The 14,112-nt window shown below is 72.3% G+C and carries 14 protein-coding genes; 3 read left to right on the plus strand and 11 right to left on the minus strand.

Annotated elements, in window-relative coordinates:
* Positions 1-302: 302 nt before the first annotated feature.
* A complete protein-coding gene (locus ACFC51_RS35580) occupies positions 303-1,295 on the minus strand; it encodes a GlxA family transcriptional regulator (protein ID WP_376532900.1) in 993 nt (330 codons plus the stop codon).
* A 74-nt stretch (positions 1,296-1,369) separates the two neighbouring features.
* Between ACFC51_RS35580 and ACFC51_RS35585 the strand changes: the two genes are divergently transcribed.
* Positions 1,370-1,954 carry a cysteine hydrolase family protein gene (locus tag ACFC51_RS35585; protein WP_376532902.1) on the plus strand — a complete coding sequence of 195 codons (585 nt, stop codon included), beginning with the start codon at positions 1,370-1,372 and terminating at the stop codon, positions 1,952-1,954.
* A 14-nt stretch (positions 1,955-1,968) separates the two neighbouring features.
* Here ACFC51_RS35585 and proC read toward each other — a convergent pair whose 3' ends face one another.
* From proC to ACFC51_RS35615, 6 genes are all read right to left on the minus strand, one after another.
* On the minus strand, positions 1,969-2,778 hold the full coding sequence (gene proC, locus ACFC51_RS35590; RefSeq protein WP_376380403.1) for a pyrroline-5-carboxylate reductase: 810 nt from the start codon (positions 2,776-2,778) through the stop codon (positions 1,969-1,971).
* 71 nt (positions 2,779-2,849) lie between these two features.
* Entirely contained in the window at positions 2,850-3,608 is a 759-nt protein-coding gene (locus ACFC51_RS35595; RefSeq protein ID WP_376380401.1) for an ABC transporter permease, read from the minus strand.
* Positions 3,605-4,399, minus strand: coding sequence for an ABC transporter ATP-binding protein (locus tag ACFC51_RS35600; protein WP_376380398.1), 795 nt, complete (start codon positions 4,397-4,399; stop codon positions 3,605-3,607). The genes ACFC51_RS35595 and ACFC51_RS35600 overlap by 4 nt, the downstream gene beginning before the upstream one ends.
* 61 nt (positions 4,400-4,460) lie before the next feature.
* Positions 4,461-5,228 (minus strand): class I SAM-dependent methyltransferase, encoded by a 768-nt coding sequence (locus ACFC51_RS35605; protein ID WP_376380396.1) that lies wholly within the window; start codon positions 5,226-5,228, stop codon positions 4,461-4,463.
* Between the two features lie 89 nt (positions 5,229-5,317).
* Positions 5,318-5,866 (minus strand): hypothetical protein, encoded by a 549-nt coding sequence (locus ACFC51_RS35610; protein WP_376380393.1) that lies wholly within the window; start codon positions 5,864-5,866, stop codon positions 5,318-5,320.
* A gap of 75 nt (positions 5,867-5,941) precedes the next feature.
* Positions 5,942-6,277, minus strand: coding sequence for an SH3 domain-containing protein (locus ACFC51_RS35615; RefSeq protein ID WP_376380391.1), 336 nt, complete (start codon positions 6,275-6,277; stop codon positions 5,942-5,944).
* 123 nt (positions 6,278-6,400) lie between these two features.
* Here ACFC51_RS35615 and ACFC51_RS35620 point away from each other — a divergent pair, with 123 nt between their 5' ends.
* Entirely contained in the window at positions 6,401-8,554 is a 2,154-nt protein-coding gene (locus ACFC51_RS35620) for a PQQ-binding-like beta-propeller repeat protein (protein ID WP_376532904.1), read from the plus strand.
* A 34-nt stretch (positions 8,555-8,588) separates the two neighbouring features.
* Here the strand turns inward: ACFC51_RS35620 and ilvD are convergent, their stop codons facing one another.
* The 4 genes from ilvD to ACFC51_RS35640 form a co-directional block, all read right to left on the minus strand.
* Complete coding sequence (gene ilvD, locus ACFC51_RS35625) at positions 8,589-10,439, minus strand: dihydroxy-acid dehydratase (protein ID WP_376380388.1); 1,851 nt, start codon at positions 10,437-10,439, stop codon at positions 8,589-8,591.
* Positions 10,440-10,582: 143 nt separating this feature from the next.
* Entirely contained in the window at positions 10,583-11,203 is a 621-nt protein-coding gene (locus ACFC51_RS35630; RefSeq protein WP_376380385.1) for a TetR family transcriptional regulator, read from the minus strand.
* Entirely contained in the window at positions 11,200-12,012 is an 813-nt protein-coding gene (locus ACFC51_RS35635) for a sugar phosphate isomerase/epimerase family protein (protein ID WP_376380411.1), read from the minus strand. Before ACFC51_RS35635 ends, ACFC51_RS35630 begins: the two co-directional genes overlap by 4 nt.
* A gap of 199 nt (positions 12,013-12,211) precedes the next feature.
* The gene (locus ACFC51_RS35640; RefSeq protein ID WP_376380383.1) at positions 12,212-13,159 is read right to left on the minus strand and encodes a Ppx/GppA family phosphatase; all 948 of its coding nucleotides are present in this window, start codon (positions 13,157-13,159) and stop codon (positions 12,212-12,214) included.
* Positions 13,160-13,191: 32 nt separating this feature from the next.
* Between ACFC51_RS35640 and ACFC51_RS35645 the strand changes: the two genes are divergently transcribed.
* A complete protein-coding gene (locus ACFC51_RS35645) occupies positions 13,192-14,034 on the plus strand; it encodes a hypothetical protein (RefSeq protein ID WP_376380380.1) in 843 nt (280 codons plus the stop codon).
* Positions 14,035-14,112 lie beyond the last annotated feature (78 nt).

A 14,112-nucleotide genomic window follows, 5' to 3' on the forward strand; every position in this document is an offset into this window, starting at 1 on the left:
TTTCCCTTTCCGGCGAGTCCGACTCTATCAGATCCTTTCGGGCCTGATTCCCAGTCAGCGGGGGTTGTCTTCCCGGCCCTCGGGCCGTTCCGACGAGTGAGACATTAGCGGAATCCCCGGCCCCGACGCTAATCGGGCCACCTTCGAACACTGATTCCTCATTTCGCACGTGCGCACGCAAAAAGACACGACAGATGTCGGTCGTTTCGAGTGGTTACTGCGGAATGGCTGCCCGGGGACCGACCGGAGTCGACGCTCACGTCGGACAACTCGGAGCACACTACGGACCGGGGCAGGGCGTGTCAACCCCCGTCCTGTCCGCCCCTGTCGTGGAAGGCCAGCCTGTAGTCGCGCGGGCTGGTGGCCAGGTGGGTCGCGAAGTGCTGGCGCATGGTGACCTCGCTGCCGAACCCCGCGCGCCTCGCCACCTCCGGCAGGGGCAGGTCGGTCCTCTCCAGGAGCTTCTGGGCTGCGGCGATGCGCTGGGAGATCAGCCAGCGCATGGGTGTCGTCCCCGTGGTGGCCTGGAAACGGCGGGCGAACGTGCGGGCGGACATGCCGGCCCGGGCGGCCAGCCCCGCCACCGTGTGCGGTTCGGCCAGACGGGTCAGCGCGTAGGCGCGGGCCTCCGCCAGCGCGTCCGCGTCGCGGTCCGCGCGAGGCGTGGGGTGCTCGATGAACTGCGCCTGCGTCCCGGTGCGGAACGGGGCCGTGACCATCGAACGCGCGATCGTCGCCGCCGCTTCTGCTCCGTGCGTCGTCCTCACCAGATGGAGACAGAGGTCGATCCCTGCCGCGGTGCCGGCGGAGGTCCAGATGTTGTCCTCGTGGAGGAAGAGGGCGTCACGCATCACGGTCACCCGCGGATGTCGCGTCCGGAGCAGCTCGGTGAGGTTCCAGTGCGTGACGGCCCGCCTGCCGTCCAGGAGCCCGGCCTGGGCGAGGGTGAAGGCCCCGCCGCAGAGCGCGGCGAGCGGCGTACCCCGCTCGTGCGCGCGGCGCAGCGCTTCGAGCACCGGCTCGGGTGCGGGCGTCACATGGTCGTCGAGGCCGGGGACGACGATCAGGTCCGCGCGGGTGAGCCAGCTCAGGGTCCTGTCGGGAGTGAGGGACAGACCGCCGCGGAGAGGGACGGCGGCCGGTTCGCTCGCGACGCGGCGCAGTTCGAATGCCGGGACGCCTCGGTCGGTGCGATCCACCCCCCAGACCTCCGTGATGACGGAGACGTCGAAGGCGCGGACGCCCGGGAACGCGACCAGGGCGATGCGGCCGGGGCGGTCCGGTGGTGCGGTCATCGTGGCAGTAAAGCATCGATCGATGGCTTCCATGCTCCTGGGAACGGGCGCTCGCCGGGAGCAGAGTGGTGCGCATGGAGATCGCGGAGAACGCAGCGCTGGTGGTCGTCGACGTGCAACAGGGATTCGAGGAGGAGGCGTACTGGGGTCCGCGGAACAACCCGGAGGCCGATCGGAACATCGCCGGGCTGATCGACGCCTGGCAGGAGAGCGGGAGGCCCGTCGTCTTCGTGCGGCACGATTCGCCGAAGCCGGACTCGCCCCTGCGGGAGGGGTATGCGGGGAACGCGTTCAAGGAGTACGTCGAGGAGCGGCGAGGAAAGGGCCGGGGGCCGGAGCTGTTCCTGACGAAGTCGGTGAACTCCGCCTTCTACGGGACGCCCGACCTGGATGCCTGGCTGCGGGAGTCCGGGGTGCGGCAGTTCGTCGTGGCGGGGATCCAGACCAACATGTGCGCGGAGACGACGGCGCGCATGGGCGGCAATCTCGGGTACGAGGTGTTCTTCGCCCTCGACGCGACGTACACCTTCGACGAGGAGGGCCCGTGGGGCTGGACGCTGAGCGCGGAGGAACTGGCGCGGGCCACCGCCGTGACGTTGCACGGCGGTGGGTTCGCGCAGGTGGTCCGCAGCGAGGAGCTGGTGGCCGCGGTGAAGTAGCGGGTCGGGGCCGGTCAGCCGTTGCCGGTGGCCAGCTCGCGGCTGCGGTCACGGGCGGCCTCGAGTGCGGCGATGAGCGCGGCCCGCACGCCGTGGTTCTCCAGCTCGCGGATGGCGCTGATGGTCGTGCCGGCCGGACTGGTGACGGCCTCGCGGAGCTTGACGGGGTGTTCCCCGCTGTCCCGGAGCATGACGGCGGCGCCGATTGCGGCCTGGACGATCAGGTCATGGGCCCGGGCTCGGGGCAGGCCGAGCAGGATGCCCGCGTCGGTCATGGCCTCCACGAGGAAGTAGAAGTAGGCGGGGCCCGAGCCGGAGAGGGCGGTGGCCGCGTCCTGCTGGGACTCGGGCAGGCGGGCGGTCTTGCCGACGCCTCCGAAGATCGCCTCGGCGTGGTCGAGATGCTCGGCGGTGGCGTGGCCGCCCGCGGAGATGACGGACATGCCCTCGTCGACGAGGACGGGGGTGTTCGGCATGACGCGGACGACCGGGGTGCCCTCGGCCAGCCGCTCCTCGATGAAGCCCGTCGTGATGCCGGCGGCGGCGCTGATGACGAGGCGGTCGGCGGCGATGTGGGGGCCGAGCTCGTCGAGGAGGGTGCCCATGTCCTGGGGCTTGACCGCGAGGATGAGGATGTCGGCGTTCTTGGCCGCCTCCGCATTGGTGACGGTCTGGACGCCGTAGCGGGTGCGGAGTTCCTCGGCGCGCTCCGGGCGGCGGGTGGTCACCAGCAGGTCGGCGGCCCGCCAGCCCGCCCGGATCATGCCGCTGAGGAGGGCCTCGCCGATCTTTCCGGTGCCGAGGACGGCGACTGTCTGGGTCATGCGGTTCATCCTCCGGGTGGCGCTGGGCGGTGCTCGGTGCGTGTCGTGGCCGCCATCCTCGCACCGCGCCGTCAGGTGGTGCGGCGGCGGAGGGTGGCGGCGCCCAGGCAGAGGACGAGCAGGGCGCACCCGGCGACGATCAGGATGTCGCGGTAGAAGTCGGCGGTGATGTCGGTGTGCGCGAGGACCTGGTTCATCCCGTCGACGGCGTACGACATCGGCAGGACGTCGGAGACGGCCTCCAGGGCCGGGTGCATCTGGTCGCGCGGGGTGAACAGCCCGCAGAGCAGCAGCTGCGGGAAGATCACGGCGGGCATGAACTGGACCGCCTGGAACTCGGAGGCGGCGAAGGCCGAGACGAACAGTCCGAGCGCCGTGCCGAGGAGCGCGTCGAGCAGGGCGACGAGGAGCAGCAGCCAGGGCGATCCGACGACGTCCAGGCCGAGGACCCAGACGGACATGGCGGTGGCCAGGACGGACTGGACGGCGGCGACGGTGCCGAAGGCCAGCGCGTATCCGGCGATCAGGTCGCCCTTGCCCAGCGGCATCGCGAGCAGGCGTTCGAGGGTGCCGGAGGTGCGTTCGCGGAGGGTGGCGATCGAGGTCACCAGGAACATCGTGATGAGCGGGAAGATGCCGAGCAGCGAGGCGCCGATGGAGTCGAAGGTGCGCGGGTCGCCGTCGAAGACGAAGCGCAGCAGCGTGATCATCAGGACCGGGACGATCAGCAGCAGCGCGATGGTGCGGGGGTCGTGGCGGAGTTGGCGCAGTACGCGTCCGCAGGTGGCGAAGGTCCGGGCCGGGGAGAGTGCGGGGGCTTGGGTGCTCATCGGGTGGTCTCCTGGCGGGCGGCGGCTTCGCTCTTCGCGGCTTCGTCCACGAGGTGGAGGAAGGCCTCTTCGACGGTGGCGGAGCCGGTACGGGTGCGGAGGGCGTCGGGGGTGTCGTCGGCGAGGATGCCGCCCTCGCGCATGAGCAGCAGCCGGTGGCAGCGTTCGGCCTCGTCCATCACGTGGGAGGAGACGAGGATCGTCGTTCCCCGGTCGGTGGCGAGGGTGTGGAAGAGGTTCCACAGGTCGCGGCGCAGCACGGGGTCGAGGCCGACGGTGGGCTCGTCGAGGACCAGGAGTTCGGGGGTGCCGAGCAGGGCGACGGCGAGGGAGACCCGGCTGAGCTGGCCGCCGGAGAGGTTGCCGGCGAGGGCGTCGGCGTGGCGGGTGAGGTCGACGTCGCCGATGGCGCGGACGACGGCCTCCTCTCGTCCGGTGCGGTGCGTGCGGCCCGGCCGGAGCACGGCCGCGAAGTAGTCGAGGTTCTGCCGGACGGTGAGGTCGGAGTAGACGGACGGGGCCTGGGTGACGTAGCCGACGCGCGGCCGCAGGGACGGGTGGCCCGCGGGGCGCCCGAGGACGTCGAGCGTGCCGGTGACCTTGGCCTGGGTGCCGACGACGGCCCGCATGAGCGTGGACTTCCCGCAGCCGGACGGGCCGAGGAGGCCGGTGATCCTGCCCGGTTCGACGGTGAAGTCGAGGCCGCGCAGGACCGTGCGGCCTCCTCGTACGACGGTGAGGGCGCCGGCCTCGACGGCGCGCGCGTCCGCGGTGCGCGGAGAATTCATCATGTGATGAATATTGATCCCGCCGACGGGTCCCGTCAAGGGACGTGGGGGCCCGGTGCGTGTGTCAGCCGGTCAGCACGGCGAGTTCGACCACGTAGCGCTCCTCGACCGTGCCGTCGGGGAACACGGCGGCGAGGTGCCCGCGCTCCTCGTCGAGGAATCGGCGGGTGGACGCGCCGTCGGCGCCACCGCGCACGAGGAAGGCGGAGTGGGTGGCGAGGTTGGCGAGGTGCATGTCGATGGGCACCGTGCGGGACCAGGGGAGCAGCCGCCGCGCGAAGTCGCCGGGCAGGGTCCCGAGGTTCCGCGAACCGGAGACCCCCGGCGTGCCGTGGGCCCCGTCGTCGGCGCCGAGGTGACGGCGCAGCCGGAGGTCCTGCTCGGCGATCCAGCCCGCGGAGTCGTCGGAGACGTTCCACCAGAGCGCCAGGGAGCCGCCGGGGCGCAGGACGCGGAGTGCCTCGGGGAGGGAGAGCGCGGGGTCGGTCCAGTGCCAGGACTGGGCGTAGGTGATCAGGTCGGCCGAGGCGGTGGCCAGGGGGAGACGGTTGCCGTCGCCGCGGACCACGGGGACGTACGGCAGCGACCGGTGCAGTTCCGCCGCCATGCCGGGCCCCGGCTCGACGGCCGTCACGCGGGCGCCGCGGGCGAGCAGCAGCCGGGTGGCGATGCCCGTCCCCGCGCCGACGTCGACGGTGCCGGCGCCGTGCAGCGGGCGGCCGGCCAACTCCTCGACGGCGTCCAGGAGCGCGGGCGGGTAGCTGGGACGGTTCGCGGCGTACTGGGCGGCAGCGCCGTCGAACGACAGGGCACGGGGCGTGGTGGAAGACATACGTTCATGCTGCATCCGGACCGGCCCGTGCGGGCGGGGACCGCGAAAGCTTCACCGGCACCCGGGGCGGCCGCCCGCGTCCGGGGGTGTTACCGGCGCCCGGAGCGCTTGCCCTTGGCGGCCTTGCGGGCCGCGGGGTTGCCGGTCCGGGACGAGCGCCGCTTCACGTACCGCGCGAGCGCCTCCTCGTACTCGGTACGCCGCAGCTTCTCGCCCGGCGCCTCCCGGAACGAACGGATGAAGTAGGCGAGGAGCGCGCCGATGAAACCGATCGACTTGAGGCCGCGGAGCCTGTCCTCCGCGGACGGGTCGGCGGGGCGGCGCGTGAAGCCCTCCCAGGTCTTGCGGAAGGCGATGGCGCTGCAGACCGCGAACATCAGCACGACGAGCATGCCGACCAGGCTGCCGACCTCGGCGATCTCCAGGCCCTGGTAGGCGAAGCGCAGGACGAAGCAGGAGGCGACGGCGGCGACGAGCGACCCGACGGTGACGGCCGCGCGCCGCAGCCCGTACCCGCCGTCGTGGTCGACCCAGGTCGTACCGAAGAAACGGAGGGGTTCGGGCTGCGGCCCCGGCGTCGTGGTGCCGCCGGACGGCGGGGCCGAGGGCGTTCCTGGGGCTTCGCTGTTCTCGCTCACGGAATCGATTGTCCCAGGACGCGCGCCGGTGCCGTCGGCGGCAGCACGGAACGGCCGTCCGCCGCGGCGGAGTCGTCAGTCACAGCGCGGCGCGATGTAGCCGTCGCTCCCCGTCCTGACGTAGGCGTCCGAGACGAACTGGCCGTTGGCGATGTTGTCCCAGAGGTTCGAGGTGCCGTACGGGCCGGACACCCGCTCACCCGGCTTCTGGCAGTACACCGGGACGCTCATGCCGTACGGCAGCGTGCGGACGATCCCGTACTGCGTGCCCGGTCCCCGCCGGACGTTGACGCGGTACCCCGGAGCGATCGGGTAGACGACGGTGTCCGCGGCGAGCGCCGTCACCTCCTCCGCGGCGGCCGCCGCGGTCTCCGCGGTGACCGTGCCGACGGCGTTCTCTTCCACACCCATGAGGGCCTCCCCCGTTGAAAGCGATGCGTGTGACGCGCAGGCTAACAAGCCCCACGGTCCTCGCACGCACCATCGACTAGGCTCCGTGCGTCGCGCTTGCGCACGAACACACGGGGGTGGGCGATGCCGCCGCTGCGAGGGACCGGATCACATCCGGAAGCGGAGCATCCTGAGTACGCCGGGCAGTACCGGCTCGAGGCATGTCTCGGAGCGGGCGGCATGGGTGTCGTACACCTGGCGCGCTCCGCCTCCGGGCTGCAGCTCGCGGTGAAGGTGGTACACCGCCAGCACGCGGCGGACCCCGAGTTCAGGGCCCGTTTCCGGCAGGAGGTGGCCGCCGCCCGGAGGGTCAGCGGGGCGTTCACCGCGCCGGTGGTGGACGCCGATCCGGCGGCCGCCCTGCCCTGGATGGCCACCCTGTACGTCCCCGGCCCCACGCTCTCCGCGCAGGTCAAGCGGAACGGGCCGATGAGCCCCGCCGAGCTGCGCAGGCTCACCGCCGGACTCGCCGAGGCGCTGCGCGACATCCACCGGGCCGGTGTCATCCACCGGGATCTCAAGCCGAGCAACGTGCTGCTCCCCGACTCCGGCCCGAAGGTCATCGACTTCGGGATCTCCCGGCCGTACGACAGCGATCTGCGCACCGAGACGGGCAAGCTGATCGGCTCGCCGCCCTACATGGCGCCCGAGCAGTTCCAGCGGCCCCGTGAGGTCGGTCCTGCCGCCGACGTGTTCGCGCTCGGAGCGGTGCTGGTCCACGCGGCGACCGGCCGGGGGCCCTTCGACTCGGACAGCCCGTACCTGGTGGCCTACCAGGTGGTGCACGACGAGCCCGATCTGGCCGGGGTGCCCGCGGACCTGGCCCCACTGGTCGGGCGGTGCCTGGCCAAGGATCCCGGGGACCGCCCCACCCCGGACGAGATCATGGACGCCCTGCACCCTCCGTCGTACGAGGCCGCGGCCTTCATCCCGGTGCAGCGCAGACCGGCCGCCGCCGAGTCGGTGGAGCCGGCCGGGGACACCACACACGTGCGGGCGGCGGGCGGTCAGGCGCCCGGGCCGGGGACGGCGAAGGGCCGCCGGACCCTGCTCCGGATCGCCGTCCCGGCTGCGGTGCTGGTGCTGGTGGCCGCGGTCCTCTGGGCGGCCACGGACCGGAGCGGCTCCGGCGCGCCCGGGAAGAAGGCGGTCGAGGTGCACGCGGCGGCCTTCGTGCCGTGGGAGACGCCGCTGCCGTCGCCGAACGGCTCGACCCCGTCGTGCACCGCGGGGTCAGGGACGGGCCAGGGGCTGTACTGCGTGTCCGGCGGTCTCTCCGCAGCGCGGCTGGATCCCTCCGACGGCCGGGTCCTCTGGTCGGGCGGGGACACCTCGGAGGGCGACGGGGACGCGGCTCACCGGAGCACGCCGCACGGGGGCGCGGCCTGGACCGTCGTGGCGGGCGAGGAACTCCGGGCGTACGCCGCAGGCACGGGCACGCAGCTCTGGCACACGGACCTCGCCGCCTATCTCGACACCCCCGTGCCCGCGGGCGACGTGCTGCTGACGGTCCGCCAGGACGGGAGGCCGCAGGCGCTGGACGCGGAGAGCGGCGCATCCCTGTGGCGGCGCGCTCTCCCGGGGCACGGACGTCCGGGCTTCGGCCTGTACGACGCCGGGACCGGGCTGGCGTACGCGTACGAGAGTTCGGCGCAGGGGACCAGCACACTCGTCACGGCCGTCGACGCGAGGACCGGCGACACGGCCTGGCAGCGGAGGCTGGACGGGATGCTCACCCCGGCCGGGACGTCCGGCGGCGCTCTCCTGCTGACCTCCATGAACGACAAGGCGCAGACCACGGAGCTCGTCCGCTACGACCCGGCGTCGCGGAGCACGGCCCGCATCGCCCTGCCCTTCCGGATGAACGGACCGGAGACCGTCGTCGACGGGGACACCGCCCTGCTGCTGGAGCGCGGCGGGACGCTGCTGGCCGTCGACGTCCGTCCGGGCGGCGGACGGGCCGAGCGGTGGAGGCTGGAGACGGCCGTGGGGACGACCTCCGCACCGGTCCTCGGGACGGGCGGCCGGCTCTACTTCTCGGCGGCCGACGGACGGCTCCTCGCCGTCGACACGGAGCGCGGGACGCTGCTGGGCCAGACGCGACCGCGGCTGAAGGACGGAAAGCTCGGCCACGCCTCGTCCCTGCCGGCCCCCGTGGTCGTGGGCCGCGCCGTCATCGGGACCGCCCCGGACGGATCCGTCTTCGCCGTGGACGCGGACGACCCCGCCGCCTGGTGAGACCAGGGGCGGGGCCGGACGGAGCAGCGGGCGGTCAGCCGAGCTTGGAGACGTCGCGGACGGCACCCTTGTCCGCGCTGGTCGCCATCGCCGCGTACGCGCGCAGCGCCTGGGAGACCTTGCGGTCGCGGTTCTTCGGCGCGTACACCCCGTTCAGGGCCTCACGGCGGGCGGCGAGGTCCTCATCGGCGACGAGCAGCTCGATCGACCGGTTCGGGATGTCGATCCGGATCCGGTCGCCGTCCTCGACCAGCGCGATCGTGCCGCCGGACGCCGCCTCGGGCGAGGCGTGCCCGATGGAGAGGCCGGACGTACCGCCGGAGAACCGGCCGTCGGTGACGAGCGCGCAGCTCTTGCCGAGACCGCGACCCTTGAGGAACGACGTCGGGTAGAGCATCTCCTGCATGCCGGGGCCGCCCTTGGGGCCCTCGTAGCGGATGACGATGACGTCGCCGTGCGTGATCTCCTTGCGGAGGATCTTGTCGACGGCGTCCTCCTGCGACTCGCAGACGACGGCCGGTCCCTCGAAGGTCCAGATCGACTCGTCGACGCCCGCCGTCTTCACGACGCAGCCGTCCACGGCGAGGTTCCCCTTGAGGACCGCCAGGCCGCCGTCCTTGGAATAGGCGTGTTCCATGTCCCGGATGCAGCCTCCGGCCGCGTCCGTGTCGAGGCTGTCCCAGCGCTCGGACTGCGAGAAGGCGGTCGCGCTGCGCACGCAGCCCGGGGCGGCGTACCAGAGCTCCACGGCCTCGGGGGACGGGGAGCCACCGCGGACGTCCCAGTTCTTCAGCCACTCGTCGAGGCTGCCGGAGTGGACCGCGTGCACGCCCTCGTTGAGCAGCCCGCCGCGGTGCAGCTCGCCGAGGAGGGCGGGGATGCCGCCGGCCCTGTGCACGTCCTCCATGTAGTACGTCCCGCCGGGCGCCACGTTGGGGGCGACCTTCGCGAGGCAGGGGACCCGCCGGGAGATCTCGTCCATCTCCGGGAGCCCGAAGGCGAGCTCGGCCTCCTGGGCCGCGGCCAGCAGGTGGAGGATCGTGTTGGTGGAGCCGCCCATCGCGATGTCGAGGGCCATGGCGTTCTCGAACGCCTCGCGGGTGGCGATGCTGCGGGGCAGGACGGAGTGGTCGTCCTCCTCGTAGTGACGCTTGGTGATGTCGACGATCGTGCGGCCGGCGTTCTCGTACAGCGCCTTGCGGGCGGTGTGTGTGGCGAGGACGGAACCGTTGCCCGGAAGGGCCAGGCCGATCGCCTCGGCGAGGCAGTTCATCGAGTTGGCGGTGAACATGCCCGAACAGCTGCCGCAGGTCGGGCAGGCGTTCTCCTCGATGCGGAGGATGTCGGCGTCGGAGATCTTGTCGTTGACGGCGTCCGAGATGGCGTCGACGAGGTCGAGGGTGCGGACCGTGCCGTCGACCAGGGTGGTCTTGCCTGCCTCCATCGGACCGCCGGAGACGAACACCACGGGGATGTTGAGGCGCATCGCGGCCATCAGCATGCCGGGGGTGATCTTGTCGCAGTTGGAGATGCAGATCAGGGCGTCGGCGCAGTGGGCCTCGACCATGTACTCGACACTGTCCGCGATGAGGTCGCGGGACGGCAGGCTGTAGAGCATGCCGCCGTGACCCATGGCGATGCCGTCGTCCACCGCGATCGTGTTGAACTCACGGGGCACCGCGCCTGCGGCCTTGATCGCCTCGGAGACGATCCGGCCGACCGGGGCGAGGTGGGTGTGCCCGGGCACGAACTCGGTGAAGGAGTTGGCCACCGCGATGATCGGCTTGCCGATGTCCTCGCTGGCTACGCCGGACGCCCGCATGAGGGCGCGGGCGCCCGCCATGTTGCGGCCGTGGGTGACAGTGCGGGACCTCAGCTGGGGCATCGTCTCTCGCTCCTTCGACAGAAAAGACTCTCCCCGAGCGTACGCCCCGGCTCCACGATCTGGACACTCCGTCCGGAATGCGGGACAAAGCGACCGGTGGGTGGTCGTTCGCGCGGCCCTCGCCGGGGCGCGGGCGGAACCGGCTACTCCGTCAGATAGCGCTGGAGCGTCGGTGCCACCATCGCGATGATCTTCTCGGGATCCGCGGACGCCAGCGGCTCCGCCTGGATCACGTACCGCAGGATCGCGATACCGATCATGTGCGAGGCCGCCAGCTCGGCGCGGAAGGTCGGTTCGGGAACGTCCAGCTCCGCCGCGATCCGCTCCAGCAGCCGCCGCAGCACGAAGCCGCGCAGCACTTTCGCCGCCGCCTCGTGGGTGAGCGCCGAGCGGACGATCGCCAGCAGGGGTGCCCGGGACACCGGGTTCTCCCATACGCCGATGAAGTACCGGGCCAGCCGCTCCCCCATGGCGTCCGCAGGGCCGTCGAGGATCTCGGGGATGACCAGCGCCGGCTCGAAGGAGACCTCGACCGCCGCGGCGAAGACCTCGTCCTTCGTGCCGAAGTAGTGGTGGACCAGGGCGGCGTCGACACCCGCCTCCTTGGCGATGCCCCGCATCGACGTCTTGTCGTAGCCGCGCGTGGCGAACTCCGTGCGGGCCGCCTCCAGGATGCGGGTCCTGGCGTCGGGGCCGGTGGCGCCCGGCGTACGGGAGGGCCGGCCCCTGCGCCGGGGGGCGGGGCCTTCGGCGCCGCGGGTCACGGGCGGGGCGCCCGCGCCGCCGACGCCAGGTGGAGCCGGGTGTAGGCGAGCGCCTCCGCAAGGTCGGCCTCGCGTTCGGCCGACGACATCGCCCGGCGGGTGTTGACCTCGATGACCACATGGCCGTCGAAGCCGGTGCGGGCCAGCCGCTCCAGGAGTTCCGCGCAGGGCTGGTCGCCCCGGCCGGGCACCAGGTGCTCGTCCTTGCCGGAACCCTTGCCGTCGGCGAGGTGGACGTGGGCGAGCCGGTCGCCCATCCGGTCCACCATGGCCAGGCTGTCGGTGCGGGCGGTGGAGGTGTGCGACAGGTCCACGGTGAAGTGCCGGTAGTCGTCGTTGCTGACGTCCCAGGCGGGTGCGTACGCGAGCATCTCGCGGTCCCGGTAGCGCCACGGGTACATGTTCTCCACCGCGAAGCGCACATCGGTCTCGTCCGCCATGCGCCAGATGCCGGAGACGAAGTCGCGGGCGTAGTTCCGCTGCCAGCGGAAGGGCGGGTGGACGACCACGGTCGACGCGCCGAGCTTCTCCGCCGCGGCCCTGGCCCGCTGGAGCTTCACCCACGGGTCGGTGGACCAGACCCGCTGGGTGATCAGCAGACAGGGGGCGTGCACGGCCAGGATCGGCACCTGGTGGTAGTCCGACAGCCGCTTCAGCGCCTCGATGTCCTGGCTGACGGGGTCGGTCCAGACCATGACCTCGACGCCGTCGTAGCCCAGGCGCGCAGCGATCTCGAAGGCCGTCGCCGTGGACTCCGGATAGACGGAGGCCGTCGACAGCGCGACCTTCGCATCCGGGATGCGCACCACTGGTTCTGCCACGTGGACAGGGTACGGGCAGCGCCGCGCCTCGCCGAGGGAGCCCGGCGGAAAGTGAGAAGGACCATGAGGGGCGGGGCACCTCGACGGGACGGGGGCCCGCCCGCCCGCGGGCCCCCCGTCCCCGGATCTGGGCGGCCTGCTCAGGGCCCCCGTCCTCGGACCCGGCGCCCGCTCACGGTCCCCGCTCTCAGGCCAGGGCCACCTGCCCCGTCGGCAGGTGGTCGAGACGGCGCAGGATGACTCCCTCCCGCAGCGCCCAGGGGCAGATCTCCAGCTCCTCCACCCCGAACAGGTCCATCGCGCCCTCGGCCACGAGCGCCCCCGCGAGCAGCTGCGCGGCCCGCCCCTCGGTGACCCCGGGCAGATTCCCGCGCTGCTCGACCGTCATCGTCGTCAGCTTCGGTACCCATTCCTCCAGCGCCTTGCGGGTGAGGACGCGCTGTACGTACAGCCCCTCGGCGGAGCGGGCGGCTCCCGAGATCCTGGCGAGCTGCCGGAACGTCTTGGAGGTCCCGACGACGTGGTCGGGCGGTCCCAGCCGGGTGAACTCCCCGACCGTACGGGCGATGCCCGCGCGGACGTGACGGCGGAGCGCCCGCACGTCCGTCGGGTCAGGCGGGTCGCCCGGGAGCCAGCCGGCGGTGAGACGGCCGGCGCCGAACGGCAGCGACACCGCGGCGTCGGGCTCCTCGTCCATCCCGTACCCGACCTCCAGCGATCCCCCGCCGATGTCCAGGACGAGCAGCTTCCCCGCCGACCAGCCGAACCAGCGACGGGCGGCCAGGAACGTCAGCCGGGCCTCCTCCTCCCCGCTGAGGACGGCCAGGGCCACACCGGTCTCGTCCCGTACGCGCGCCAGCACCTGGTCCGCGTTGCCCGCCTCGCGCACGGCCGAGGTGGCGAAGGCCAGCACGTCCTCGCAGCCCTTGTCCTCGGCGGCCTGGAGGGCTGCGGCGATCACCGTCACCAGACGGTCGACGCCGTCGGGACCGATCGCCCCGTTCTTGTCGAGGAGTTCAGCGAGCCGCAGCTCCGCCTTGTGCGAGTGCGCGGGCTGCGGGCGCGCACCGGGGTGGGCGTCGACGACCAGCAGATGCACCGTGTTCGACCCCACGTCGAGGACTCCGAGTCTCATACCGGAACGCTACTGCGGCTTACTCTGGGCAGGTGCCAAAGACGAAAAAGGCGAAGCCGGACAAAGCAACGAAGAAGCAGCAGAAGACGAAGCAGGAGACGCAGCAGCCGGAAGCAACGGGGCCGGGCGGGCCCGACGAGCAGGAGCTCGACTTCGCGCGGGCCTGGGTCGAATTCCCCGACCCGGCCGACGACGAGCAGATCTACCGCTGCGACCTGACGTGGCTCACGTCCAGGTGGAACTGCATCTTCGGCAGCGGCTGCCAGGGCATCCAGGCCGGCCGCGCCGACGACGGCTGCTGCACCCTGGGCGCGCACTTCTCCGACAAGGACGACGAGAAGCGGGTGGCCGGGCACGTCGCGCGGCTCACCCCGGAGATCTGGCAGTTCCACGACGTCGGCACCGAGACCGGCTGGGTCGGTGTCGACGAGGACGGTGAGCGCCAGACGCGCCGCTGGGAGGGCTCCTGCATCTTCCAGAACCGTCCCGGATTCGCCGGCGGCATGGGCTGCTCGCTGCACATCCTTGCCCTCCAGGAGGGCAAGGAGCCGCTGGAGACCAAGCCCGACGTCTGCTGGCAGCTGCCGGTCCGCCGTACGTACGACTGGATCGAACGGCCCGACGACACGCGCGTGCTCCAGATCTCGATCGGGGAGTACGACCGGCGCGGCTGGGGCCCCGGCGGTCACGACCTGCACTGGTGGTGCACGTCGGCGACCTCCGCACACGGGGCGGGTGACCCGGTCTACGTGTCCTACCGCCCCGAGCTCACCGAGATGATGGGCAAGGAGGCGTACGACACGCTGGCCGGGCTCTGCGAGCAGCGGCTGGCGTCGCTCCTCCCGATGGCACCGCACCCGGCCGACCCGGCCTGAGGCGGGGTCCGGCTCCCGCACTCCACGACGGCGGCCCGGTGCTCGCGGCGGACAGGCGTCCCGCCGCGAGCACCGGGC

The organism is Streptomyces sp. NPDC055962, assembly GCF_042270185.1.
In the GTDB taxonomy this organism is placed as follows: domain Bacteria; phylum Actinomycetota; class Actinomycetes; order Streptomycetales; family Streptomycetaceae; genus Streptomyces.